Here is a 20,808-nt window from a genome sequence, read left to right as displayed (position 1 = left end):
GGTTTATTTCAATAATGTCAAAATAGATTATACGAAAAATGTATTAGGTACAGGTCAATTTGTCGTGATTAGATAATCGTTTATTCGCCCTATATGTCTATTCTGACTATAGGGTTTCTATTTGTAAAAGGAGAATAGAAAATGAACCCATGGAACACGCGTTTTTCAGAATGAGAGCTATGTATATGGAACAGAACCAAACGTGTTTTTAGCGGAAATGCAGAGAAAACTTCCATTATCAGGTGATGCTCTTGCCATTGCAGAAGGTGAAGGACGCAATGCCGTTTTCTTAGCTGAACAAGGAATGAATGTGTCAGCTTGGGATTACGCTGAATCAGGCTTATCAATAATAAATAAGTTGGCAGATAGCAGAGGTGTAAGGGTTGATACAAAACTGGTTGATCTAAATGAAGCCGTTTGGCAACAAAACAAATGGGATGAGATCGTCTGTATTTTTGGGCACTTTCCAGAAGTGACACGCAAGAAAACATTACAAGGAGTGAAAGAGTCAGTTAAACCAGGTGGTTATTTTATTACGGAAGTCTATTCGCATTATCAAATACCATATAATAGTGGTGGACCTCAAAACTTAGAGCTTTTATACAAACCCGAAGAATTTCTAAATGTCTTTGCTGATTGGCGTATTGTTCACTTTTTTATGGGAGAGGTTGTCCGACATGAAGGAGACTTACATAATGGCTTGTCTCATGTTATTCAATTTGTCGGGCAAAAAATAGAGTGAATTCAAAAGCCAATAATGATTTTATCTTTAATAATTACATGAATGAATAGATTAGATGAAGACCCAATTCTATGACATCCATAAGAAACCAATCATGAAACAAATCCCGTCGTAATAATTGCCGAAAATGATCACTGACACAAATAACTAAGAAAAATAAGAGCTTAAAAAAATGACCCGAATGTTTAGATTTGGTTGTTTTTTCAAGCTCTTTTTAAAGTTTAATATTATTGTTCTTTGGGTACTATGAAAAAACTCTAATCAAGATGTAACTTTTTGAAGTGTGATAAGTATAATGAAATTACTTATTTATACTATTTTGTAAAGAGAGGAACGAGATGTTTTATAAGAGAGAAACTTATAAAATAATGCCAACAAAGGTTTTAAAGTTTCATGACTTTTTTAACGAATATTTATTACCGAATCAAATAAAAAACGGAGCGAAATTAATTGGATGTTGGTTAACAGATACCCAAGATGAAGCTATAGCATTATGGCAGTATGATAGTTATGAAGAATACGTAAAAATAGAAAAACGAGTGTTAAAAGATGAAATGCATGAAATAGCACAAAAACAACTTTTGAAATTAGGTAACCTTTTTTTGGAAAAAGAACAGGATTTCATGACTTCTCTAGGAGAACATGTTCCCCAAAAGCAGAATATTGCCGTTAGCGGATATATTACAAACGACAAAAATGAAACTTTGTTAGTTAAAACATATTGGAGATCCGATACATGGGAACTTCCTGGAGGAGGGATAGAGGAGGGAGAAACACTCGACATCGCCCTTTGTAAAGAGGTCCTTGAAGAGACCGGTGTTGAAGTTAAGTTAGAAGGTGTAACGGGGATATATTCAAATGGAGAAACTGTTTCAATTGTTTTCTGTGGAAAATGTATCGGGGGAAATCTAAAAAAATCGAGCGAAACCCAAGATGTTCGTTTTGTGAAATTAGATTCATCAAATGTATTATCTTATATTACGCGAGGAAAATTCATTCCACGAGTATTAGATGCTATGAATGGAAGTTGTATACCGTATGAAGCGTTTAAAGTCAGACCTTATAGGTTAATAAAACGTCTAGGTGGTACTTTAGGAAAAAATTAACTTATAATATCTCGATCCTACTTTTGAAGATGGGTAGAGAGTGTATCTGACTGGTACTTGGGGATGCATAACCTTTTGAGAAGGCGGATCCGGGGGAGTTTTTGAAATCGGACTTAGGTTTTTTACTAAAATCTCTCTCTTGATGGTGCCCCGCTACGTAATGGTTTTAAATTATGTAGCTGGTTGGCTGGTTTGAGTTCAGTATTGTACTGGACTTAAGCCAGTCTTCTTTGCTTTAGTTTAGTTCGATTGTATTAATAAATGTAATTCTCGGTCTTTTGTTTCGATATGGTTTGATTTTTTAATTATTGGATATCAGACCTGTCAACTAAAGGAGACAAATCATACCTTAGTATTAAGGAGGTGAATGATAGTGTTAGATAAAAAAGAAAAATTGAGATTGATATTAAGAGCTCTCGGTAATTTGCCGTTACCAGGAGTTTACCAACCTGGTGATGAACAGGCTGCGGGCAGTTGTAGCAATTTTTGTACAAATGTTTGCAGAAGCTTATATCCGCTTCAATTTACCCAATGTTTTAATGACTGTATCAATTGTCAGCAAGGTACAATTTTTGAAACGGACGAGTCTTTACTAGATGAAGACGAGAAGTAAGGTTTAAATAAACCTTTGAGGTCAATATGATTTCAAACATTTATTGTTAAAGTGAAAGCCAATAATGTTATATCGGGTCTCCAATATTAGTAAGCACTCTTGAATGATTATGAGTGCTATTTTTGTTTTTTTTTCGCCCATCTCTTTCGTTTGAGAGGGGAGTTTCTCTGGTGAAGTTTTTAAAGCCATCATTTTAGAGGAGGTGCTATAGATAGTTGAACGTTTACCTACCTTTAGTCACCTTTTAGCTAAATGATAAGAAGTTATGACTTATTAGAATCAATCAGGATTTAGGTGTTGTATTTTTTGAAGTTGACAGCTTTTAGAGAGGATGCGGGAAAGGGTTTACACCTTCGTTGTGTTTTAAAAAAACAAGGCTTTTCGTTTCAGCATAAGCCTTCACTTCTACCTTTTTAATCACATAAGATATGGAAAAGCACTTCTTCAAGGAGAATGGAAAATGATTACATTGATGCAAATAATGCTTTTATCATTAGCGACTTTTCGCCTTACTAGACTTCTAGTCTATGATAAAATTACAGAGTTTTTGCGCACACCGTTCATTGAGGATTATGAAGAAGAGCAAGAAGGTGAAATGGTTGTTTTCATTAAGCCTCGTGGTACCGGTATACGGGCATGGATCGGCCAATTAATAAGTTGTTACTGGTGTACAGGGTTGTGGGTAGCGATTTTCTTATACGGAAGCTGGTGTTTTTTTCCGAATTTTGTACAACCAGTGCTTGTTGTTTTATCCATTGCGGCTATAGCTGCAATTATTGAAACGGTTGTGCAACAGTTAGTAGAGTAGCTAGGTCAAAGCTTTGTCTTACATTATTGAAGAGGAGGTCAAGTGATGAGGAAGAAAGGAGATCAACATAATAGGAAAAGAAGTAGTGTGAGCAAGCCGGTTAAGAAAAAAGGCTGTGGTTGTGGGAAAAGCAAAAGTGTAAAAGGGAAGAAATGATTCTTAGCATCAATTGATTTAAAAAAGTGCTCAATTTCTTACTGCAGAATAAACTGTACTAAGGAGGCGAGCACATGAGAGTAATCACAAAAATATTAGCCGCACTAAAAGAAAATATAGAGAATAAAGATTCCATGTATTTTACTATGATGCATTCAAAAGCAATTGGATATTCACAGTTTTGTACAGATTATCGTTCTAAAGGTGATGAAAGATAAAAGAAGATAAATAATAAATAAGGGGGCTCGCTTTAGCGAGAGGCCCCCTTAACTTTGTTTATCCTTCTCTACCCTTTGTTTGCCTCTATGTTTTAACAAAAGGATGACTCCGCATGCTCCAACAGCCCCGCCTACCAAAAAGATCGTAACATAAATCCATGTTCGATTAGGTGCTGGTTCAGGTGGTGGCTGTGTAAGCGAAGTATCTATAACAAATGTTGAGGTAAATGTACTTTCTATTTCGTCATCTGTATCTTCCGCTTCTATATTTGTTTTTAACAACCAAATACCAACAGAATCAAATATAAATTCAAATTCTCCCTTTTCATTAGTAGTAACTTCTAATACTTCTTCATTTGGACCAAAAGCCATTATGGCTGTATCATTTAATGCTGTTTCATTGAACAAGACTTCTCCAGTAAATTTACCTTCTGTAAAGGATTCAATTGATACAGTCGGGATAACTTCTAATGGTAACTCTAGGGATTGTTGACTAAAGTCAGCTTTTGTACCTACAGGATAGATTTGTTTTGTGATAGCAGTCGTTGGTGGATTATCCTCCTGTTCTGCATAAGGCGGCTTAGGTTGATACATAGCCCAAAAGGTATAGTTACCTTCTATAGAGATTGGAACATAGGCACGTGCTTGAACGCCGACTTGCTCTAATGGTAATGATTGAATTTCTTCATTAGGATCAAGAACATATAGTTTTAGATCATTAATATCTATTTCTGTAACATAATCACGAATATGACCATGCAGCAGGTCTACCTGTAACTCATTCGTTGCAATTATTTCCTTTACTTGGATATAGATCTCAGAAGCCGAGGCTTTATCTTGTCCAAAAAATAAAGTAGGAAAGAATAGTAGTATAATAAATAGATAGATTTTTTTCAAAATATTCACCTCTTTTCGATTTAAGCTGAACGATCGCTGGCCGTGTACAGGTTGTTTTCCTCCTATTGATCAACATATTGAATAACGTCATAGAATATGAGTATTCAGTAAAAGAAAATATAAAAAATGATTAAAAAGATAAGGGAAAAAAAGATGACTTAATTCCGGTGTCAGACCGGTTAAGTCATCTTTTTTATGTAGTGGTTGGCATGAGAACATTACGTAAAACATTCATTTAAAAGGGTGAGAGGCTTTTCTTTGCGAAGGCCTCGCTTTAAATTTTCAGCAGCCAATTTCGACATATTGAATTCACATTCCGTTGTGGAGGAGCCAATATGTGGTAAGGTCACAATGTTTTTAAGCTGTAAAAGGGGGTTGTTGCTCGGAGTCGGTTCTTCTTTATAAACATCAATACCAGCAGCATGGATGTCTCCATTTTTCAACGCTTCGTAAAGTGCCGTTTCATCGACATTTTTCCCTCTAGAACCATTAATAAATATTGCTGTTTTCTTCATCCGCTTAAATTGTTCCTTGCCCATTAGATCCGCTGTTTCTCTTGTTGCGGGTACCATTAAGCAAACGAAATCTGATTGTTCTAATAGGCTATTCATATCGCAATAGGTTGCCTGATAGTCTTTTTCAGCTTGTAAGTTTCGGGAGCGATTATGATAAAGGATATCCATTCCAAAGCCAAAGTGGGCACGCTTAGCAATAGAACTTCCGATATTACCCATACCGATGATCCCTAACGTTTTATGATGAACATCAACACCGTATTGTTCTGGTTGTAATGAAATGGTCCAACTTCCTGATTTTACAAAGTGGTCCAGTTCTGGAATCCTTCTTGCTGTTGCAATGAGAAGACCAAAGATTGCGTCAGCTGTTGTATCATCTAGAATACCTGGAGTATTTGTTGCCATTATCTTCCTTCTGGTCATTTCTCCAATGTCTAAATTGTCATAACCTACAGAGACATTGCAAACAATCTTAAGATTAGGACCTGCATCGAGCAGGTCTTTTGTCACCTTTAATGCAAGACCAATAATCCCTTCAGCTTCTTTTAACGCTTGATCAAATTGGGGATTTCCCAAATATTCATGGTTTTGAAAAATAGTTACATCAAAGTCTTTCTCTAAATCTTTGATCACTCGTTCATCGACTCTCATATAGACGATTATTTTGGGCTTCACAAAATACACCTCTCTATTTTTAGCAATTAGTCATATAGTAAAACCTTACCATAAATAGACCAGACTAAGAAGAAAGAAGACAAAGTGATATTTATGATATAATTTTATAAAATGTTTAGCTGGAGGTTATTTGATGGGATTATTTGATGGGTTAATGGGAAATGCGTCTGAAGTAAGTATCAATGAAGTAGAGAAAGAATTTAGAAAGATATTAACGGCAAATGAAGATATTGAAAAAGCTTATAAATTAATTCGTGATTTATTTATTTTTACGAACAAGCGATTAATTCTTGTTGATAAGCAAGGGGTTACCGGAAAAAAGGTTGAAATTCACTCAATACCTTATAAGAACATTACCCATTTTAGTGTCGAAACTGCTGGGAATTTTGATCTTGATGCTGAATTGAAGATTTGGGTATCAGGAAGTTCTACACCAATTCAAAAACAATTCAATAAAAGTTTAAATATTTATGAAGTACAAAGTGTATTAGCAGATTATGTTCTGTAATTCCAATATCAGACTTTTAAAAAATTAATTTACATTCTTGTTTATTTATGTATAATTAAATTGTAACGAAAACTTCATAGATGTAACTAGGGGTGTCCAATGAGTTGGGCTGAGAGATAAGCGCGGTAAAGCTTATCGACCCTTTGGACCTGATCTGGCTCATACCAGCGTGGGGAAGTTTAAGAATTGATTTAGATGCTACTTCAATTTATTAGCCGGGTCCAACCACTTTTGTGTTGGTACCCGGCTTTTGTAATTCATCATCTACTTCTTCCTATCTGCGTACTAGATCTCGTCCTTGTAAAATTTTATTTAAAAGGAGAGATTGCTATGTTAACCCCATCTTTAAACGACAAAAACATTTCAATTATGTCTAGCTTTTCTGGTAGTAAAAAAGTATATGTGAAAGGTTCTAGGTCTGATATTCAAGTGCCAATGCGAGAGATTGAACTAAGTCCTACAAGTGGTACAGTAGGTGAAGAAGAAAATCCACCTGTCCGTATTTATGACACAAGTGGCCCTTATACAGATTCGAATTATAATGTAGATATTAAAAAAGGGTTACCTGCGCTTCGACAAAAATGGATTACAGAACGTGAAGATGTGGAGAGTTATAAAGGGCGGGAAATTAAGCCTGAGGACAATGGTTTAAAAAAGGGTAATGATCATCGAGACAACAAACAAACCTTTCAAGGAAGCCGTAAACCGCTTAGAGCTAAAAAGGGAAAAAATGTAACACAGCTTCATTATGCAAAGAAAGGTGTTATTACACCAGAAATGGAATTCATTGCAATACGTGAAAATGTTGATCCAAACTTTGTACGGGAAGAAGTTGCAAGAGGAAGAGCAATTATTCCTGCCAATATAAATCATCCAGAAACGGAGCCAATGATCATTGGACGTAATTTTCATGTGAAAATAAATGCGAATATAGGTAATTCAGCTGTTTCATCTTCGATTGAGGAAGAAGTCGAAAAAATGACCTGGGCCACACGGTGGGGAGCAGATACGATCATGGATTTGTCGACAGGTAAACATATCCATACAACAAGAGAGTGGATTATACGGAACTCAGCTGTCCCGGTAGGTACAGTTCCTTTATACCAAGCACTGGAGAAAGTAAATGGAATCGCTGAAGACTTATCGTGGGAAGTGTACCGTGATACATTAATTGAACAGGCCGAACAAGGGGTTGATTACTTTACAATTCATGCAGGAGTCTTGCTTAGATACGTACCATTAACAGCTAAACGTTTGACTGGGATTGTGTCACGGGGTGGATCAATCATGGCTCAATGGTGCTTGTATCATCATGAAGAAAACTTTTTATATACTCATTTCAATGAGATATGCGAAATTATGAAAACCTATGACATTGCTTTTTCTTTAGGTGACGGTTTGAGACCTGGCTCTATTGCAGATGCAAACGACGAAGCCCAATTTGCGGAATTAGAAACACTTGGAGAATTAACAAAAAAGGCATGGGAACATGATGTTCAAGTCATGGTAGAAGGACCAGGGCATGTACCAATGCATTTAATAAAGGAAAATATGGATAAGCAATTAGAAGTTTGTCAAGAAGCTCCATTTTACACGCTAGGTCCACTAACAACAGATATCGCTCCTGGTTATGATCACATTACCTCAGCAATAGGGGCTGCGATGATTGGATGGTTTGGTACAGCAATGCTCTGTTATGTGACTCCGAAAGAGCATTTAGGATTACCAAACCGTGATGACGTACGAGAAGGAGTAATTACGTATAAAATTGCTGCACACGCAGCAGATCTTGCAAAGGGGCATCCTGGAGCGCAAGTACGCGATGATGCACTGTCGAAAGCACGTTTTGAATTTCGTTGGAAGGATCAGTTTCATTTAGCTTTAGATCCCGAGCGAGCAATTGAATACCACGATGAAACGTTACCGGCAGAAGGAGCGAAAACTGCTCACTTTTGTTCAATGTGTGGACCGAAATTTTGCAGTATGCGTATCTCTCATGACATTCGCAAGTATGCAAAAGATCACAAGCTAGAAACTCATGAAGCAATTGAAAAAGGGCTAAAAGAGAAAGCGGATCAATTTAAGCAAACAGGTGGTACAATTTATCAGTAGACGGTAAATGGGAGGCTGTAATTGATGCAGATAAGAGAGATCGTTGAGAAAATTAACAGTCTAAAAGGAGATTTAACTTATTGGGAAGCTCTGTTACATGAAGTTCAAAATGATTGCCAACATGATTACGTAAAAGTTGACTATTATAAAACGTGTTTGAAGTGTCAAAAAACGGAGTCACTCTATTATTAATCTAGTTTGACTGTGATAAAAAGGTAAATCCCACAAAAGTTCTATAACTTTCGTGGGATTTCTAATTGGGCCCGTTCCTCAGCAGTGAAAATTCTAGAACGTGTTAAAAATCGTTTCCCTTCCGGCCCTTCTAAAGAGAACATACCTCCGCGTCCAGCTACTACATCTATTATTAACTGGGTATGTTTCCAATATTCGTATTGAGCTGAACTTATATAAAATTTACAACCGGCTATTACACCGAGCAATGTATCGCTGTTGCCGATCAAAATTTCGTTTTCAACATAGCACATTGGGGAACTACCATCACAACACCCACCTGATTGATGAAACATGAGAGAGCCGTGTTTTTCTTTTAAAAATTCAATGAAATCTATGGCGGCTTGTGTTGCAATCACTTTTTGAACCATGGTATTCCTCCTCATAGTAGAATAAGTATGCTTGCATAAAGAAGTAGCAAGCATACTTGTCACTAGTAGATGTGGTGTGATTAGAAGAATCCTAAAGCATCAGAACTATAGCTAACTAGTATGTTTTTGGTTTGTTGATAATGAGAAAGCATCATTTTGTGATTTTCTCGCCCAATCCCTGAAGCTTTGTATCCACCAAATGCAGCATGTGCAGGGTACGCATGGTAACAATTTGTCCAAACACGTCCAGCTTCAATATTACGTCCAAAACGATAAGCATTATTAATGTTTCTCGTCCACACACCTGCTCCTAATCCATATAAAGTATCGTTTGCTATAGACAATGCTTCCTCCTCATTCTTAAATGTTGTAACGGAAACAACTGGTCCGAAGATTTCCTCTTGGAAAATACGCATTTTATTATGCCCTTTAAAAACGGTCGGTTGAATGTAATACCCGTTTTCAAAACCTTCAATTGTATTTCTTGCACCTCCAATTAAACAATCAGCACCTTCTTGTTTACCAATATTTAAATAAGATAAGATTTTTTCCATTTGCTCATTTGAAGCTTGAGCCCCCATCATTGTTGAAACATCTAATGGATTACCTGTTTTTATTTCTTTCACTCTTTCAAGTGCTCTTTCAATGAATTCGTCGTAAATCTCTTCATGAATTAACGCCCGGGATGGGCATGTACATACTTCGCCCTGATTTAAGGCGAAAAGAACAAAACCTTCAATTGCTTTATTTAAGAAGTCATCATCTCTTTCCATCACATCTTTGAAGAAGATATTCGGTGACTTCCCTCCAAGTTCAAGAGTGACTGGAATAATGTTTTGTGAAGCGTATTGCATAATTAGGCGCCCTGTTGTTGTCTCACCGGTGAAGGCAACTTTTGCAATACGAGAGCTAGTAGCTAATGGTTTTCCTGCTTCAACTCCAAATCCATTAACGATATTAACGACTCCAGGTGGCAGAAGATCTCCAATTAACTCTATTAGTACCATAACCGAAGCTGGAGTTTGTTCAGCTGGTTTAAGAACAACGCAGTTTCCGGCTGCTAATGCTGGAGCTAATTTCCACACTGCCATTAATATAGGGAAGTTCCAAGGGATGATTTGTCCAACTACACCAAGTGGCTCATTAAAGTGATAGGCTACTGTATCATCATCAATTTGGCTTAAGTGACCTTCTTGTGCACGAATGACACCAGCAAAATAGCGAAAATGGTCAACGGCTAAAGGGATATCGGCATTTAATGTTTCGCGGATTGCTTTCCCATTATCCCATGTTTCAGCGACTGCTAACATTTCAAGATTTTCTTCAATACGATCGGCAATTTTATTTAGAATATTGGCTCGTTGAGTGGCTGAAGTCTTTCCCCATGATTCCTTTGCATTATGAGCCGCATCTAACGCCAATTCAATATCTTCTGAACTTGACCGAGCAACTTCACAAAATACTTCGCCTGAAACTGGGGTTATATTTTCAAAGTACTGACCTTTTACAGGCGCAGTCCATTCATTATTAATATAGTTCTCGTATCTCTTTTGAAACTTCACCTTTGCATTTTCAGAACCTGGTTGGCTATAAATCATTTACTTTCCTCCTTAAAGATAGGGAAGAGAATCATCTTCCCAATTGAAATGATGAACGCTTACAAGAGATCTTATTAAGGAAGTTACTAGAATATAACCTAATATATTAAAATGAATAATAATCTTGTTATTAACTGTTGTTAAGTATAATAGAGAGGTAGCCGTTATGATTTACTAGAAGGAGAATGAAAGAAGAGTTCTGTCTTATATAGGATAAGGAAGTACGAACGAATAGTAAATTTGTTTATATTTCTCAATCATAATGCCTCGTGGAGATGTTTAAAGTGTATTTAGTTGAGGCAGGGATAAAAGGTTTTATTAATGAAAAATTGGAACGTAATAGCATGGCAGCTGCTCAGGAAATATATTTCGCTAAGGTTTTCATGGTTCGTTTTTTCTAGTACGTTCGTTATGTCCCAGCCTCATATAAAAGTTCTTTTTCTTTTCTCTTTTTGTAACCTTTTCTTCATGAATGACGTTTTATAAACAAAGATAGTGAGATTGAACTCGGAGGTTAACAACGATGGAAGAACAACTAATTGAACGGGCGAAAAAAGGGGATGATGATGCCTTTGGGCAATTAATCGAACGGCATCTGAAGACTGTAGAAAAGTTTGCTTTTCAAATAGGGGTATCGCCAAGCCACATTGAAGATGTCACTCAAGAAGTTTTCTTGAAGGTTTATCGATTTATTCATAAGCATAATCGTGGTAAATTTACGACGTGGCTATACTCTATTACTCTAAATGTGATTAGAGATTTTTATCGGAAAGAGAAACAAATGCAAAGGAAAACAGTGGAATTTCAGAAATACGCTACTCAACAAACGTTTATTAGCGATCATTTTGATGAAGAAGCTCAAGAACTTCATCAAATGATTCACCAATTAGAAGACAAATATAAGATTCCAATAGTCTTGCATTTTTTCCATGGACAAAATTATCAAGAAATTGCTAAAGTTCTTGGGGTTTCTGAAGGAGCGATAAAAACAAGAATTTTAAGAGCAAAACAGAAGTTAAAAGCAGAGTATGAAAAAGTAGGTGAACAACTATGAATAATAGAAATTTCGACGATGCAATGAATAAACTAAACAGAGCGTATGAGCAAATACCGACACAAACTTCCTCTGCTACGATAATGGCAAATATTAAAAAGAAAAAGAAAAAGCGCAAATGGGCTAGATTTGATCAAAGATGGCAAGTAGCTGCATTAATAGTCCTGATGATTGGTATTGGATATGTACTTGGTCTAAGCCAATTGAGCCAACGTGATTCTGCTCTTCAACTCGAATCGAGTCCAGAGCAAGGGATTGAAAATAATCAAACCGAAATGGCTACAGTTAATGAGGAAGAAGTTGAGATCGCTGCCGAAGATATGGATGAACCTTTGAATGAATCTCTAAAAGTATTCACGGAGGAAGAGAGCACGCGACTTGACATTACAAATGAAGAAGGATTTGAAGAAACGATTCAAGTGAAGCAGATAGAGGATCAACAGTTTGGCTTTTCAACAAGGTATGATGAGCGATTACAAATTGAAGAGATGACAACAAACTACGGTCGAGCACTACAATGGTATTTTCATAATGATAATGGCAAAATAGCACCGATTGTTTTTGAGATTTTTGAGATCCAACGTGAGACTACTTATACAAACAAAATAAATGCATACAAAGAAATGATGGAAGAGCAAGGATATGTAGAAGTTACATCATCAAATTACCTTACGAATCTCAATATGATTAAGGGACAAATAATTGAAGAATTTCAGTTTGCGAAAGATGGGATAAACGAACATGTTGTGTCCATTGAACAAGGAGAAAGATATTTTTTCTTTAAGACAAGTTCATTTGCTCCAGGGTCTGAGTATATCGAGTTTTCAGAAGGATTTGGGAGGAATCTTCAAATTATCTTTGAACAATTTAATTGGCTGTATAATGACTGAATAGAAGCCGTAGTCTTGTTACTAAAGACTATACAAGAGAGGGAAATCACATTGAATTCCCTCTCTTTCTTTTGTTCTTATTGCAGAATGTAGTAAAATATACCATATAAGGTGTAACCTACCATAGTTTGAAGGGAGTTTGGTGACATGACAGCATATAAATCAAGAGACGATGTACCGTTAGAGGAAAAATGGGATTTATCTGATATATATTCAGATGTTTCTGAATGGGAGAAGGATTTACAGTCTTTAGAAGGTCAAATAAAGAAGTTAAAAGAATTTGACGGCAATATTAATAATGCTAAATCTTTATTCGATTATCTATCGTTAAGTGAAGAAACTAGTTATACATATAAGAAAGTGTATGTGTATACTATGTTACAAGTTGATATTGATACAAGGGACACAAAGGCACAAGCATTACAAGCACGGGCGCAAACACTCGGAGTTAAACTGAGTTCTGCCACTTCCTTCTTTACTCCTTTCTTGTTAAGTCTAGAAGAAAGCACATTAAAGAACTATATTAAAGATGTAGAAGGTTTGAAGTATTTTGAAGAAGATTTGTATGAGGCTTATCGATATAAAAAACATGTACTTTCAAAAGAAAAAGAAGAGTTATTATCGGAATTAGGAGAGTCATTCTCAGCACCTAGCAATACATTTGGCATGATTAACAATGCTGATATTAAATTCGGTGAAGTGTCAAAAAAAAATGGTGAGAAGGTCGAATTAACACGAGGGATGTACTCAAAGCTCATAGAAGATGAAGACCGGAGCGTGCGAAGGGAAGCATACAAAGCTTATTATAAGCCATATGTTCAACTTAATAATACAATCGCTTCGACGCTTTCTGCAGCTATTAAAAACAATGTTACTTTGTCAAAAGTACGACATTATCCAACTGCATTAGAAAAATCATTGTTCTCAGATTTAGTTCCGAAAGAGGTATATGATAACCTAATTACAGCTACAAAAGCGAATATCGAACCGCTGCACCGTTATGCAAAGATACGCAAGGAAATCCTCGGTTTACCTGACTTAAGGCAGTATGATTTAAATGTTCCTTTAGTGAAAGGTGTAAAGGAAGAAATAACATTCGATGAAGCCTATGATTTAATGTTACAAAGTTTAGCTCCTTTAGGGGAGGAGTATGTTGAAACGTTGCGTAGTTTCAAACAAAAGCGTTATTTTGATGTGAGGGAAACCCCAGGTAAGCGCTCAGGTGCCTATAATTTAGGCCTTTACGGAGTTCATCCTTTCGTCTTATTGAATCATCAAGATGACTTAGACAGTTTATTTACACTCGTACATGAATGTGGACATGCGATGCATTCATGGTACTCATCAAAACATCAGCCACAAATTTCAGCTGGTTATTCAATCTTTGTCGCTGAAGTTGCCTCAACCGTTAATGAAATCTTACTGATTCGGTATTTATTAACTCATACGGAAGATGACAAAAAGAAGAAACACTTGTTAAACCACTTTATTGATAGCTTTAGAGGTACGATGTTTACTCAAGTAATGTTCTCCGAATTTGAAAAGGTTACTCATGAAAAGGCAGAGAAAGGAGAACCATTAAATGCGGAGGTTTTTAACGAAGTGTATGAACAAATCTTCAGAGAATTTAATGGAGATGAGTTAGTATTTGATGATGAAGTGAAATATGGTTGGTCTAGAATTCCGCATTTTTATCGTCCATTTTATGTGTACAAGTATGCGACAGGGTATGCTTCAGCCATTCATATTGCGGATCAATTACTTGAAGGCAAAGAAGAAACTCGTGAAAAATATTTGAAATTCTTAAAGAGTGGGAGCTCAGATTATCCATTAGAGTTATTAAAAGAAACAGGTGTCGACCTAACAAAGCCTGAACCAATTCAAAATGCATTAACGATTTTTGGAGAGTTAGTCGATGAGTTTTCAAAATTATAATAGAAGGTTATAGATCGATAACTATAAAAAAGGGTGTCCGAATGGCCAAAGGTTTTTCGTGTCATCCTTATTTATGTAAAATACACTAATTTGCACGTTTAATGTATGATTTTTCTCCTTCATCACATCTTATTAAATAGGAGTGTATTCGCATTAATGAGAAGATCAACAAGGTAGGTAACTGAATCATTAGGAGGTACCAAAAGTGCAAATTTATTTTTCTCCTGAATTCTTGAAAGAAGATGCCCAAGTGTTAAATATTGTGACAGACGAAAATAAGCCTGTCGGATACATAGCTTTTTTAATGGATTCAGAAAAGAAAAAAATGTATGTTTACGGACAGTTACAAGAAGAAGGAGTTTATGAAGATTTTAAAGACCTTGTTCATCCTTATTTACAAGGTTTAAAAAAGTTAAAACCTGATCTAGAAGTATTTTCGTATTTAGCAGTTGGAGGAAAAAAAGTTGAGTTAGAAGAAGAGAAACAGCAAAAAGAGTGATATTTTTTTAAGGTCATATTTTAGCTCCTGAATGTGCTAAAATATGGCCTTTCTCCTTTAATACGAATAAGAAGAAACTAAAATTAAAGTGGTTATAGGTAAATGTTTAAAAAAAATGAGTGAAATTCAGAAAGAGCCCAAACGAATTTCAAAAACGAACATACGATAAGATTGTAAGATCAACAGAAAACAAAAGGAGATGATTATTCATGACACATGCAGGAACTGGGTACGGTGGCGGTTTTGCGTTACTAGTAGTTCTATTCATCTTATTAATCATTATCGGTGCTAGCTGGGCAGGCGGCTACGGTTATTAATAAGTAAAAAAGGAAAGTAGCTGGCTCTGTTTAGGGCCAGCTACTTATTTTTTGTTATGAATTGAATCTTTCGGTAGTAAGCACCAATGGTCCTTCATAGAATGTACAAGCGGGAAGGTTGTCCGAATTACATACATTGGAGGATGGTTGTATGAGTGTATTTTTAGGTTACATTTTTTTAGGGTTAAGTTTAGCAGCTCCAATAGGACCTGTTAATGCTGCCCAACTTGATCGAGGCATTAAGAGCGGATTTTTGCATGCTTGGTTAGTAGGGCTTGGGGCAACAGTAGCAGATGCGATTTACATGTTATTTGTTTTTATAGGGGTTGTACAATTTATTGAGGTTCCTATTATTCAAACGTTTTTATGGGCTTTTGGTTTTTTTGTACTAGTGTACACAGGAATTGAAAGTATATCTGGAGCTGGTCGAATATCAGTTGATAGTAGAAGTACGACAAAGGATTCCGAAATGAAGTCGTTTTTTTCTGGTTTTTTTATGTCGTTATTTAATCCATTAACAATTCTTTTTTGGCTGGGTATATTTGGTTCAATCCTAGCAAAAACAGTTACTACCTATGGAACGAGCCAAGTCATTATGTATAGTGCAGCCATCTTTATCGGAATCACTGTTTGGGATATAACGATGGCTGCACTAGCAAGTACGATGCGTAAGTACTTAACAAATCGATTGTTGACTATGATTTCAATTTTTTCAGGGTTCTCTTTAATTGGCTTTGGTGTCTATTTCGGAATTCAAGCTCTACTTATTCTAATTTAGTAAATAAAGACGGGTTTTCAGGAGGCTTGTCTCCTTCAGTCTTTTTCCAAAAATGGCGCATAATAAGTGTTACGATGGCAATGATTACAATGAAAATCAGACTTATATAAAAACCCGGACGGCTTGTTGTATGGAAAATGGTGCCAACTACTGCCAACATTATGAAGATAAATCCAAAAACTCTTTTAATTTTATCCTTTGTTGAAAGGTCTAATAAGCGACCATACGAACCTAAAATAAATAGCCAGTTATATAGTAACATAATACCTGCAGCTGTCGTTACATATTCATAGAGCCTCCCTGGGATAACAATTGCCAAAATTATTGAAACGAGCATACCAGCTGCAGTAAGTGCAATTGCAGGTAAGGCGATGTTTTTTCCAACTCGTTTTGAAAACATAGCTGGAGCATCTCGGTCTTCAGCTAATGTAACTAAAATACGAATTACTGCAAACAATGATGCGACCATCGTTGAGAATCCGGCGATAATAAAAACGGCATTAAAAAAGTGGTTTACGTATGGTATTTGGTACGCTCTTAAAGCAGTGACAAACGGACTTTGTTCTGTTGAAAAGCCATCAGAAGATACCATTAATAACGCTAAACCTACTGAAGCTATGTAAATGATAGCTAAAATCGTTAACATAACTTTACCAGATTTTGGAGCATCCTTCATATCCTTTAATCGTATTGCTAATAAACCCATGATCTCGATTCCTGCAAATCCGTAGAAACCATAAATAAAAGCGGGTAACAAGCCAGTTAACCCATTAGGAAAAATAGTCGCATACGTTCTTGGAGTAGTAACAGTTGCTGTATTTTCTCCAAATAAACCAAATATCGCAGCAATCGCAATAATAATGAACATTAATATGGCGGCCACTTTCAATACCGCTAAAATATTTTCGACTCTGTCAAATCCCTTTGTACCGACGATAATAACAAGAATCCCAAGTGCTGCATAAATACAGGCAAATACCCAGAGTGGAATGTTTGGAAACCAAAAACGGGTAAAGATCGATAGTGCTGTCATTTGGCTACCCATAATGAGCATTTCTGACAGCCAATATACCCACCCACTACTAAACCCTGCCCATCTTCCATATGCGTTTTTTGCATAAGAGCGAAACGAGCCTTTTTGAGGGTCGTTAATGGTCATTTTGGCTAATGCTTCAAAAACGAAATAAGTTCCAATTGCGGCTAAAGCAAAGGCTAATAGGACGGATGGACCAGCCATATCAATGGCTATACTAGAACCGAGAAAAAAACCTGTTCCTATTGTTCCGGCAATTCCTAATAATGACAGTTCCCACCATCTTAGCTTTTTTTTACCTTGCTCCCCGGCATTTGTTTTCATCTAATATCACCTCGTATTAAGTATTGTTCGATCAAATTCAATCGTTTATGTAAAGAAAGAAACCATATCATTTGGAAAAAAAAGAGGAAGAGAGGTAAGATATATATGTTAACCTGACTTAGCAAGTGCTTGAACTAAGAATATGTTTAGGGTGGCTACTATGGATACGATTACTCATACACTTTTTGGTTTAACAACATATGGAGCTATAAAGAAAGAAAACTTTGATAGACAAACCAAAAGAGCACTGCTATTTTCTTCACTTGTTGGAAGTCAAATTCCGGATATTGATGTAGTTGTTAATTTGACAGAAACCGGAAGAGTCATGGAACAAATGTGGCATAGGGGCATTACGCATTCTTTCTTTCTAGTTCCTATCTGGGCTGTTGTTATTTATATTATTGCTTATCTAATATGGAAACGAAGTCATTTATTGATCTTTTATTTGGCTCTTATCAATGTTTTTATTCATAATGCTACAGATGCATTAAATGCTTGGGGACTGGAATTTTTGAACCTTTTTCACGAATAAGAGTAACGGTTGGGATCCTTCCGATTGTGGATGTTGTCATTTGGGGCATTATGATTGTAGGATTATTAGTAACTAGGGTAAAGCCGCATTTCCCCCGTTTTAAAGTATGGAGAATGGCCTTATTAGTCATTGTTTTTCATATTTCCTTACAGGCTATACAAGGTTACGTTGTTTATAATGAGGCAGCAGAAGATTATGATAAAGTCACTTTATCTGCAAGTTTTATTCCAGGTCAATTTACGGTTATAACTAAAAAAGACAGCACTGTGAACTTGTATCAATCAAGCATCTGGACAGAGAAAAGCAAATTAAAATCACTAATCTCAGAAGAGGATGCAGACTTAGATTTTCTATTTGATAACAACCCTAAAGCAAAAGTATTGATGCAGTGGTCTCCATTTGTCGTTATCATACAAACTGATAACAAAGTAGGACTTTATGATCCACGTTTTTATCGAAATGGCGAGTCTTTCCTTTTTGAATATATTGAATTTGATTGATTGAAAAAATCATTAAAAAAGGCATTGAAAAAGAATTCCCTTTTTCAATGCCTTTATTTACTCTTTTTTTTGGTTTCGATTGTTATTTCTTTCCTGGGAATATCGAACGATTATAGCCATTAATTCTTCTTTTGAAATGAAATCGCCGAATTCTTGTGTATACTGATGTTGCAATTTTTCTAATTTATTGAGTGCATTTTTACTTAAGCGTGAAAACTTCTTTTCTGTTAAATCCATCTTGCTGGTCGCTCCTTTCTTGTTAAACCTATATATTCTATGCATCAATTGACAGAATATGTTCAGTAAAATTAACAAAATTGGAACTTTGTATAGAAGCGGAGAATAAAATAAAATGTTTTACAAATGAAAATGTCCTGTCATACATGTTATATAAGCAATGAAAATGAGTAAGAAGAAGCTAAACACACGAGAAAAACGTGATAACTTATCGAAGTTAAAGTCATATTGGTCGTTTAATAGGAGTAAAAACTACAAATTTTTTTATTTAGAGATTAGGAAGAATGTCTTTAGGTCCTTTTACTTTATATAAGCTGTTTCCCCGATCTTTAACACATTTAAACGTTCCATTGGCAGATTTCTTTTCTGCCATTCATTGTATAGTCGTTCCAGTGCTTCTAATCCAGTATCCATAGATAATCGATAAGTTCCATAGTGCATTGGAACGAACGTTTGAGCGTTTAGATCTTGAAAGGCCTGTACTGCATTTTCAGGATTTATGTGAGATAAGCCAGATAACCATTCAGGTTCATAATCCCCGATCGGAATAAAAGCAACGTCAATAGTAAAGTGTTTCTCGATTTCTTTAAATCCTCTGAAATAGCCCGTGTCCCCTGCAAAATAAAAAGTTTGCTTCTCACTACTAATGATCCATCCCCCCAGTGAGCTCTATTTTTGTCAAAAACAGATCTTCTACTCCAATGTTGTGAGGGTACAAAGTGTACTCTTAATTTTTTCTTTGAAAAGCTTTCCCACCAATTAGCCTCTGTAACGTTTTGATAGCCACGGCGGAGAAAAAGCTTCTTAACACCAACAGGCACATAAAAGTGAGGGTTTCCCTTGATTTGTTTGATAGATGGAAAATCTAAGTGATCATAGTGAGCATGTGAAATGAAAACAAGATCGATCTCAGGCAAATCGACAACAGGGATGCCGACTGGCACTAACCGCTTTTCTAATCCCATTCGGTTTGCAAAAACAGGGTCCGTTAGAATATTCAACTTTCCTATTTGAATAAGAAAAGTTGAATGACCAATCCAAGTGTAAGTCACAGAAGAAGAATGCGCTAAATTAGGATAACAGACTGGGATAGTCGTTTTAAGATTTTTGCCTTTATTTCGATTGTAAAAATATGAAACTAATTTGAGAGGTTTTAGACGGTTTTGTACATTATCTAAGTTACGATAGCGATTTCTCACTTTTGCTTTTCCTCCTTCCAATAACAGTTGGACCTATAATGTAAAAAACTGACCGAGGTAGCATCTGTAAGAGCTCCTCGATCATTCAAGTATTATTTATCCCCATCTCTTACTACTGGCATTGTACAACATCGGAATGAGCCTCCAGATTTAATAATTTCAGTAATATCCACTTCAATAATTTCATAACCACGTGATCGTAACTGATCATTAACCTTTTGGTTGACAGGCAAGCTAAAGATTTTTTTATGTCCAATGGATAGGACATTAGTTCCTAGCGTAAATTGTTCTTCTTCAGAAACTTCTATTAGTTCATATCGTGAAGCTAATAGATCAATTTCTTTTTGCGTAAAAGCATGAGGGTAATATAGTGCTTCTGTTGGTGAGATAATATTAAATACACAGTCTAAGTGTAAATACTTCTCAATAAAAGGAACTGTTACAACGTTATAATGTGGTAAGATGCTTTGAAGATGGTCTATCGCCTGTTGGTTTGTCCGATCACTCAATCCTACGTAAATTGTTTGTCCATCAATGAGCACATCTCCACCTTCAATTTGGTCTCTACGCAAATTAAAGTATGATATATCTTGTTGTTCTAACCAACCTTTTAGAACTTCTTCTTCTCCTTGTCTTAATTTGTTTGCCATCTCTGCGACAAATAGTATATGACCCATTGTAAATCCAATATCACGTGTGAAAACTTGTTCAGGGAACATTTTTAATGCAGGAAGTAAAATGACTTCAACATTATGTTCTTTTAGTTTTTCGACAAATTGTTTATGTTGTGCCATTGCTAATTCAATGTGTATTCCTTCATTTTTGAATTTCTTTTGTGTTTCGTTAATGACATCACGAATTGTCATATATTCTGGTTTACATAAAATAACTTGACGAAGTACATCGTATTCACTTCTAGCAAAAGGTTTAGTCGGTGCTTTAGAAAAAAGAGCCATTGTA

The 20,808-nt window shown here is 35.9% G+C and carries 23 protein-coding genes, 3 pseudogenes and 1 riboswitch; of the genes and pseudogenes, 17 read left to right on the top strand and 9 right to left on the bottom strand.

The features are described from left to right. Positions 1-141: 141 nt before the first annotated feature. The 6 genes and pseudogenes from BkAM31D_RS11800 (at position 142) to BkAM31D_RS23565 (ending at position 3,643) form a co-directional block, all read left to right on the top strand. Positions 142-742: pseudogene (locus tag BkAM31D_RS11800) on the top strand (SAM-dependent methyltransferase). 338 nt (positions 743-1,080) lie between these two features. Beyond that, positions 1,081-1,242 (top strand): annotated as a pseudogene (locus BkAM31D_RS24365) (NIPSNAP family protein); the annotation flags it as partial. Positions 1,243-1,365: 123 nt separating this feature from the next. Further along, on the top strand, positions 1,366-1,848 hold the full coding sequence (locus BkAM31D_RS24360; RefSeq protein ID WP_066151040.1) for an NUDIX hydrolase: 483 nt from the start codon (positions 1,366-1,368) through the stop codon (positions 1,846-1,848). 373 nt (positions 1,849-2,221) lie between these two features. After that, entirely contained in the window at positions 2,222-2,461 is a 240-nt protein-coding gene (locus BkAM31D_RS11790; RefSeq protein WP_066149322.1) for a hypothetical protein, read from the top strand. A gap of 460 nt (positions 2,462-2,921) precedes the next feature. Then, entirely contained in the window at positions 2,922-3,269 is a 348-nt protein-coding gene (locus tag BkAM31D_RS11785) for a DUF1360 domain-containing protein (RefSeq protein ID WP_066149320.1), read from the top strand. Positions 3,270-3,499: 230 nt separating this feature from the next. Further along, on the top strand, positions 3,500-3,643 hold the full coding sequence (locus BkAM31D_RS23565; RefSeq protein WP_157076730.1) for a hypothetical protein: 144 nt from the start codon (positions 3,500-3,502) through the stop codon (positions 3,641-3,643). 48 nt (positions 3,644-3,691) lie between these two features. Here the strand turns inward: BkAM31D_RS23565 and BkAM31D_RS11780 are convergent, their stop codons facing one another. Both BkAM31D_RS11780 and BkAM31D_RS11775 read right to left on the bottom strand, forming a co-directional pair. Further along, positions 3,692-4,540 carry a DUF4198 domain-containing protein gene (locus BkAM31D_RS11780; protein WP_066149318.1) on the bottom strand — a complete coding sequence of 283 codons (849 nt, stop codon included), beginning with the start codon at positions 4,538-4,540 and terminating at the stop codon, positions 3,692-3,694. Positions 4,541-4,758: 218 nt separating this feature from the next. Beyond that, positions 4,759-5,730 carry a 2-hydroxyacid dehydrogenase gene (locus BkAM31D_RS11775; RefSeq protein ID WP_157076729.1) on the bottom strand — a complete coding sequence of 324 codons (972 nt, stop codon included), beginning with the start codon at positions 5,728-5,730 and terminating at the stop codon, positions 4,759-4,761. A gap of 133 nt (positions 5,731-5,863) precedes the next feature. Here BkAM31D_RS11775 and BkAM31D_RS11770 point away from each other — a divergent pair, with 133 nt between their 5' ends. From BkAM31D_RS11770 to BkAM31D_RS23560, 3 genes are all read left to right on the top strand, one after another. Beyond that, positions 5,864-6,238 carry a PH domain-containing protein gene (locus BkAM31D_RS11770; RefSeq protein ID WP_066149316.1) on the top strand — a complete coding sequence of 125 codons (375 nt, stop codon included), beginning with the start codon at positions 5,864-5,866 and terminating at the stop codon, positions 6,236-6,238. A gap of 78 nt (positions 6,239-6,316) precedes the next feature. After that, positions 6,317-6,431: riboswitch (TPP riboswitch) on the top strand. 137 nt (positions 6,432-6,568) lie between these two features. Next, positions 6,569-8,350, top strand: coding sequence for a phosphomethylpyrimidine synthase ThiC (thiC, locus tag BkAM31D_RS11765; protein WP_066149314.1), 1,782 nt, complete (start codon positions 6,569-6,571; stop codon positions 8,348-8,350). Between the two features lie 24 nt (positions 8,351-8,374). Next, positions 8,375-8,542 carry a serine protease gene (locus BkAM31D_RS23560; protein WP_157076728.1) on the top strand — a complete coding sequence of 56 codons (168 nt, stop codon included), beginning with the start codon at positions 8,375-8,377 and terminating at the stop codon, positions 8,540-8,542. A gap of 41 nt (positions 8,543-8,583) precedes the next feature. Here BkAM31D_RS23560 and BkAM31D_RS11760 read toward each other — a convergent pair whose 3' ends face one another. Together BkAM31D_RS11760 and adh are read right to left on the bottom strand one after the other, a co-directional pair. After that, positions 8,584-8,952, bottom strand: coding sequence for a DUF779 domain-containing protein (locus BkAM31D_RS11760; RefSeq protein ID WP_066149312.1), 369 nt, complete (start codon positions 8,950-8,952; stop codon positions 8,584-8,586). A gap of 80 nt (positions 8,953-9,032) precedes the next feature. Beyond that, positions 9,033-10,550: an aldehyde dehydrogenase gene (gene adh / locus BkAM31D_RS11755; protein ID WP_066149310.1), complete on the bottom strand. Its 1,518-nt coding sequence runs from the start codon at positions 10,548-10,550 to the stop codon at positions 9,033-9,035. A gap of 523 nt (positions 10,551-11,073) precedes the next feature. On the opposite strand from adh, the gene BkAM31D_RS11750 reads away from it, so the two are divergent. From BkAM31D_RS11750 to BkAM31D_RS11725, 6 genes are all read left to right on the top strand, one after another. Continuing rightward, on the top strand, positions 11,074-11,604 hold the full coding sequence (locus tag BkAM31D_RS11750) for an RNA polymerase sigma factor (protein ID WP_066149308.1): 531 nt from the start codon (positions 11,074-11,076) through the stop codon (positions 11,602-11,604). After that, positions 11,601-12,494, top strand: a complete 894-nt coding sequence (locus tag BkAM31D_RS11745) for a hypothetical protein (RefSeq protein ID WP_066149306.1) — start codon at positions 11,601-11,603, stop codon at positions 12,492-12,494. The genes BkAM31D_RS11750 and BkAM31D_RS11745 overlap by 4 nt, the downstream gene beginning before the upstream one ends. Positions 12,495-12,641: 147 nt before the next feature. Then, positions 12,642-14,429: an oligoendopeptidase F gene (gene pepF, locus BkAM31D_RS11740; protein WP_066149304.1), complete on the top strand. Its 1,788-nt coding sequence runs from the start codon at positions 12,642-12,644 to the stop codon at positions 14,427-14,429. Between the two features lie 205 nt (positions 14,430-14,634). After that, positions 14,635-14,928, top strand: coding sequence for a hypothetical protein (locus BkAM31D_RS11735; protein ID WP_066149302.1), 294 nt, complete (start codon positions 14,635-14,637; stop codon positions 14,926-14,928). 209 nt (positions 14,929-15,137) lie between these two features. After that, a complete protein-coding gene (locus BkAM31D_RS11730; protein ID WP_084371945.1) occupies positions 15,138-15,245 on the top strand; it encodes a YjcZ family sporulation protein in 108 nt (35 codons plus the stop codon). Between the two features lie 151 nt (positions 15,246-15,396). Beyond that, positions 15,397-16,023, top strand: coding sequence for a LysE family transporter (locus tag BkAM31D_RS11725; RefSeq protein ID WP_066149300.1), 627 nt, complete (start codon positions 15,397-15,399; stop codon positions 16,021-16,023). On the opposite strand, the gene BkAM31D_RS11720 is transcribed toward BkAM31D_RS11725, so the two are convergent. Further along, positions 16,010-17,380, bottom strand: a complete 1,371-nt coding sequence (locus BkAM31D_RS11720) for an amino acid permease (RefSeq protein ID WP_066149298.1) — start codon at positions 17,378-17,380, stop codon at positions 16,010-16,012. The genes BkAM31D_RS11725 and BkAM31D_RS11720 overlap by 14 nt on opposite strands. 160 nt (positions 17,381-17,540) lie before the next feature. On the opposite strand from BkAM31D_RS11720, the gene BkAM31D_RS24355 reads away from it, so the two are divergent. Together BkAM31D_RS24355 and BkAM31D_RS24350 are read left to right on the top strand one after the other, a co-directional pair. Further along, entirely contained in the window at positions 17,541-17,912 is a 372-nt protein-coding gene (locus BkAM31D_RS24355) for a metal-dependent hydrolase (RefSeq protein WP_257391565.1), read from the top strand. Beyond that, the gene (locus tag BkAM31D_RS24350) at positions 17,876-18,412 is read left to right on the top strand and encodes a hypothetical protein (RefSeq protein ID WP_257391564.1); all 537 of its coding nucleotides are present in this window, start codon (positions 17,876-17,878) and stop codon (positions 18,410-18,412) included. The genes BkAM31D_RS24355 and BkAM31D_RS24350 overlap by 37 nt, the downstream gene beginning before the upstream one ends. Positions 18,413-18,469: 57 nt before the next feature. On the opposite strand, the gene BkAM31D_RS11710 is transcribed toward BkAM31D_RS24350, so the two are convergent. The 4 genes and pseudogenes from BkAM31D_RS11710 to BkAM31D_RS11700 form a co-directional block, all read right to left on the bottom strand. After that, entirely contained in the window at positions 18,470-18,649 is a 180-nt protein-coding gene (locus BkAM31D_RS11710; RefSeq protein ID WP_066149294.1) for a hypothetical protein, read from the bottom strand. Positions 18,650-18,949: 300 nt separating this feature from the next. Then, complete coding sequence (locus BkAM31D_RS24970) at positions 18,950-19,297, bottom strand: MBL fold metallo-hydrolase (protein ID WP_503487638.1); 348 nt, start codon at positions 19,295-19,297, stop codon at positions 18,950-18,952. Between the two features lie 74 nt (positions 19,298-19,371). Then, positions 19,372-19,701 (bottom strand): annotated as a pseudogene (locus tag BkAM31D_RS24340) (MBL fold metallo-hydrolase); the annotation flags it as partial. Between the two features lie 239 nt (positions 19,702-19,940). After that, positions 19,941-20,804, bottom strand: coding sequence for a dimethylarginine dimethylaminohydrolase family protein (locus BkAM31D_RS11700; protein ID WP_066149290.1), 864 nt, complete (start codon positions 20,802-20,804; stop codon positions 19,941-19,943). Between the last annotated feature and the right edge of the window lie 4 nt (positions 20,805-20,808).

Origin of the sequence: Halalkalibacter krulwichiae (assembly GCF_002109385.1) — a bacterium.
GTDB classification, from domain to species: Bacteria; Bacillota; Bacilli; order Bacillales; family Bacillaceae_D; genus Halalkalibacter; species Halalkalibacter krulwichiae.
This window is presented reverse-complemented; position numbering and strand designations above follow the sequence as displayed.

What these genes read in the sequence shown, in the direction of transcription:
- BkAM31D_RS24360 (WP_066151040.1), top strand. Translation starts at nt 1,366, where the DNA reads ATGACTTCTCTAGGAGAACATGTTCCCCAAAAGCAGAATATTGCCGTT.
- BkAM31D_RS11785 (WP_066149320.1), top strand. Translation starts at nt 2,922, where the DNA reads ATGATTACATTGATGCAAATAATGCTTTTATCATTAGCGACTTTTCGC.
- BkAM31D_RS23565 (WP_157076730.1), top strand. Translation starts at nt 3,500, where the DNA reads ATGAGAGTAATCACAAAAATATTAGCCGCACTAAAAGAAAATATAGAG.
- BkAM31D_RS11770 (WP_066149316.1), top strand. Translation starts at nt 5,864, where the DNA reads ATGGGATTATTTGATGGGTTAATGGGAAATGCGTCTGAAGTAAGTATC.
- thiC (WP_066149314.1), top strand. Translation starts at nt 6,569, where the DNA reads ATGTTAACCCCATCTTTAAACGACAAAAACATTTCAATTATGTCTAGC.
- BkAM31D_RS23560 (WP_157076728.1), top strand. Translation starts at nt 8,375, where the DNA reads ATGCAGATAAGAGAGATCGTTGAGAAAATTAACAGTCTAAAAGGAGAT.
- BkAM31D_RS11760 (WP_066149312.1), bottom strand. Translation starts at nt 8,952, where the DNA reads ATGGTTCAAAAAGTGATTGCAACACAAGCCGCCATAGATTTCATTGAA.
- adh (WP_066149310.1), bottom strand. Translation starts at nt 10,550, where the DNA reads ATGATTTATAGCCAACCAGGTTCTGAAAATGCAAAGGTGAAGTTTCAA.
- BkAM31D_RS11750 (WP_066149308.1), top strand. Translation starts at nt 11,074, where the DNA reads ATGGAAGAACAACTAATTGAACGGGCGAAAAAAGGGGATGATGATGCC.
- BkAM31D_RS11745 (WP_066149306.1), top strand. Translation starts at nt 11,601, where the DNA reads ATGAATAATAGAAATTTCGACGATGCAATGAATAAACTAAACAGAGCG.
- pepF (WP_066149304.1), top strand. Translation starts at nt 12,642, where the DNA reads ATGACAGCATATAAATCAAGAGACGATGTACCGTTAGAGGAAAAATGG.
- BkAM31D_RS11730 (WP_084371945.1), top strand. Translation starts at nt 15,138, where the DNA reads ATGACACATGCAGGAACTGGGTACGGTGGCGGTTTTGCGTTACTAGTA.
- BkAM31D_RS11725 (WP_066149300.1), top strand. Translation starts at nt 15,397, where the DNA reads ATGAGTGTATTTTTAGGTTACATTTTTTTAGGGTTAAGTTTAGCAGCT.
- BkAM31D_RS11720 (WP_066149298.1), bottom strand. Translation starts at nt 17,380, where the DNA reads ATGAAAACAAATGCCGGGGAGCAAGGTAAAAAAAAGCTAAGATGGTGG.
- BkAM31D_RS24355 (WP_257391565.1), top strand. Translation starts at nt 17,541, where the DNA reads ATGGATACGATTACTCATACACTTTTTGGTTTAACAACATATGGAGCT.
- BkAM31D_RS11710 (WP_066149294.1), bottom strand. Translation starts at nt 18,649, where the DNA reads ATGGATTTAACAGAAAAGAAGTTTTCACGCTTAAGTAAAAATGCACTC.
- BkAM31D_RS11700 (WP_066149290.1), bottom strand. Translation starts at nt 20,804, where the DNA reads ATGGCTCTTTTTTCTAAAGCACCGACTAAACCTTTTGCTAGAAGTGAA.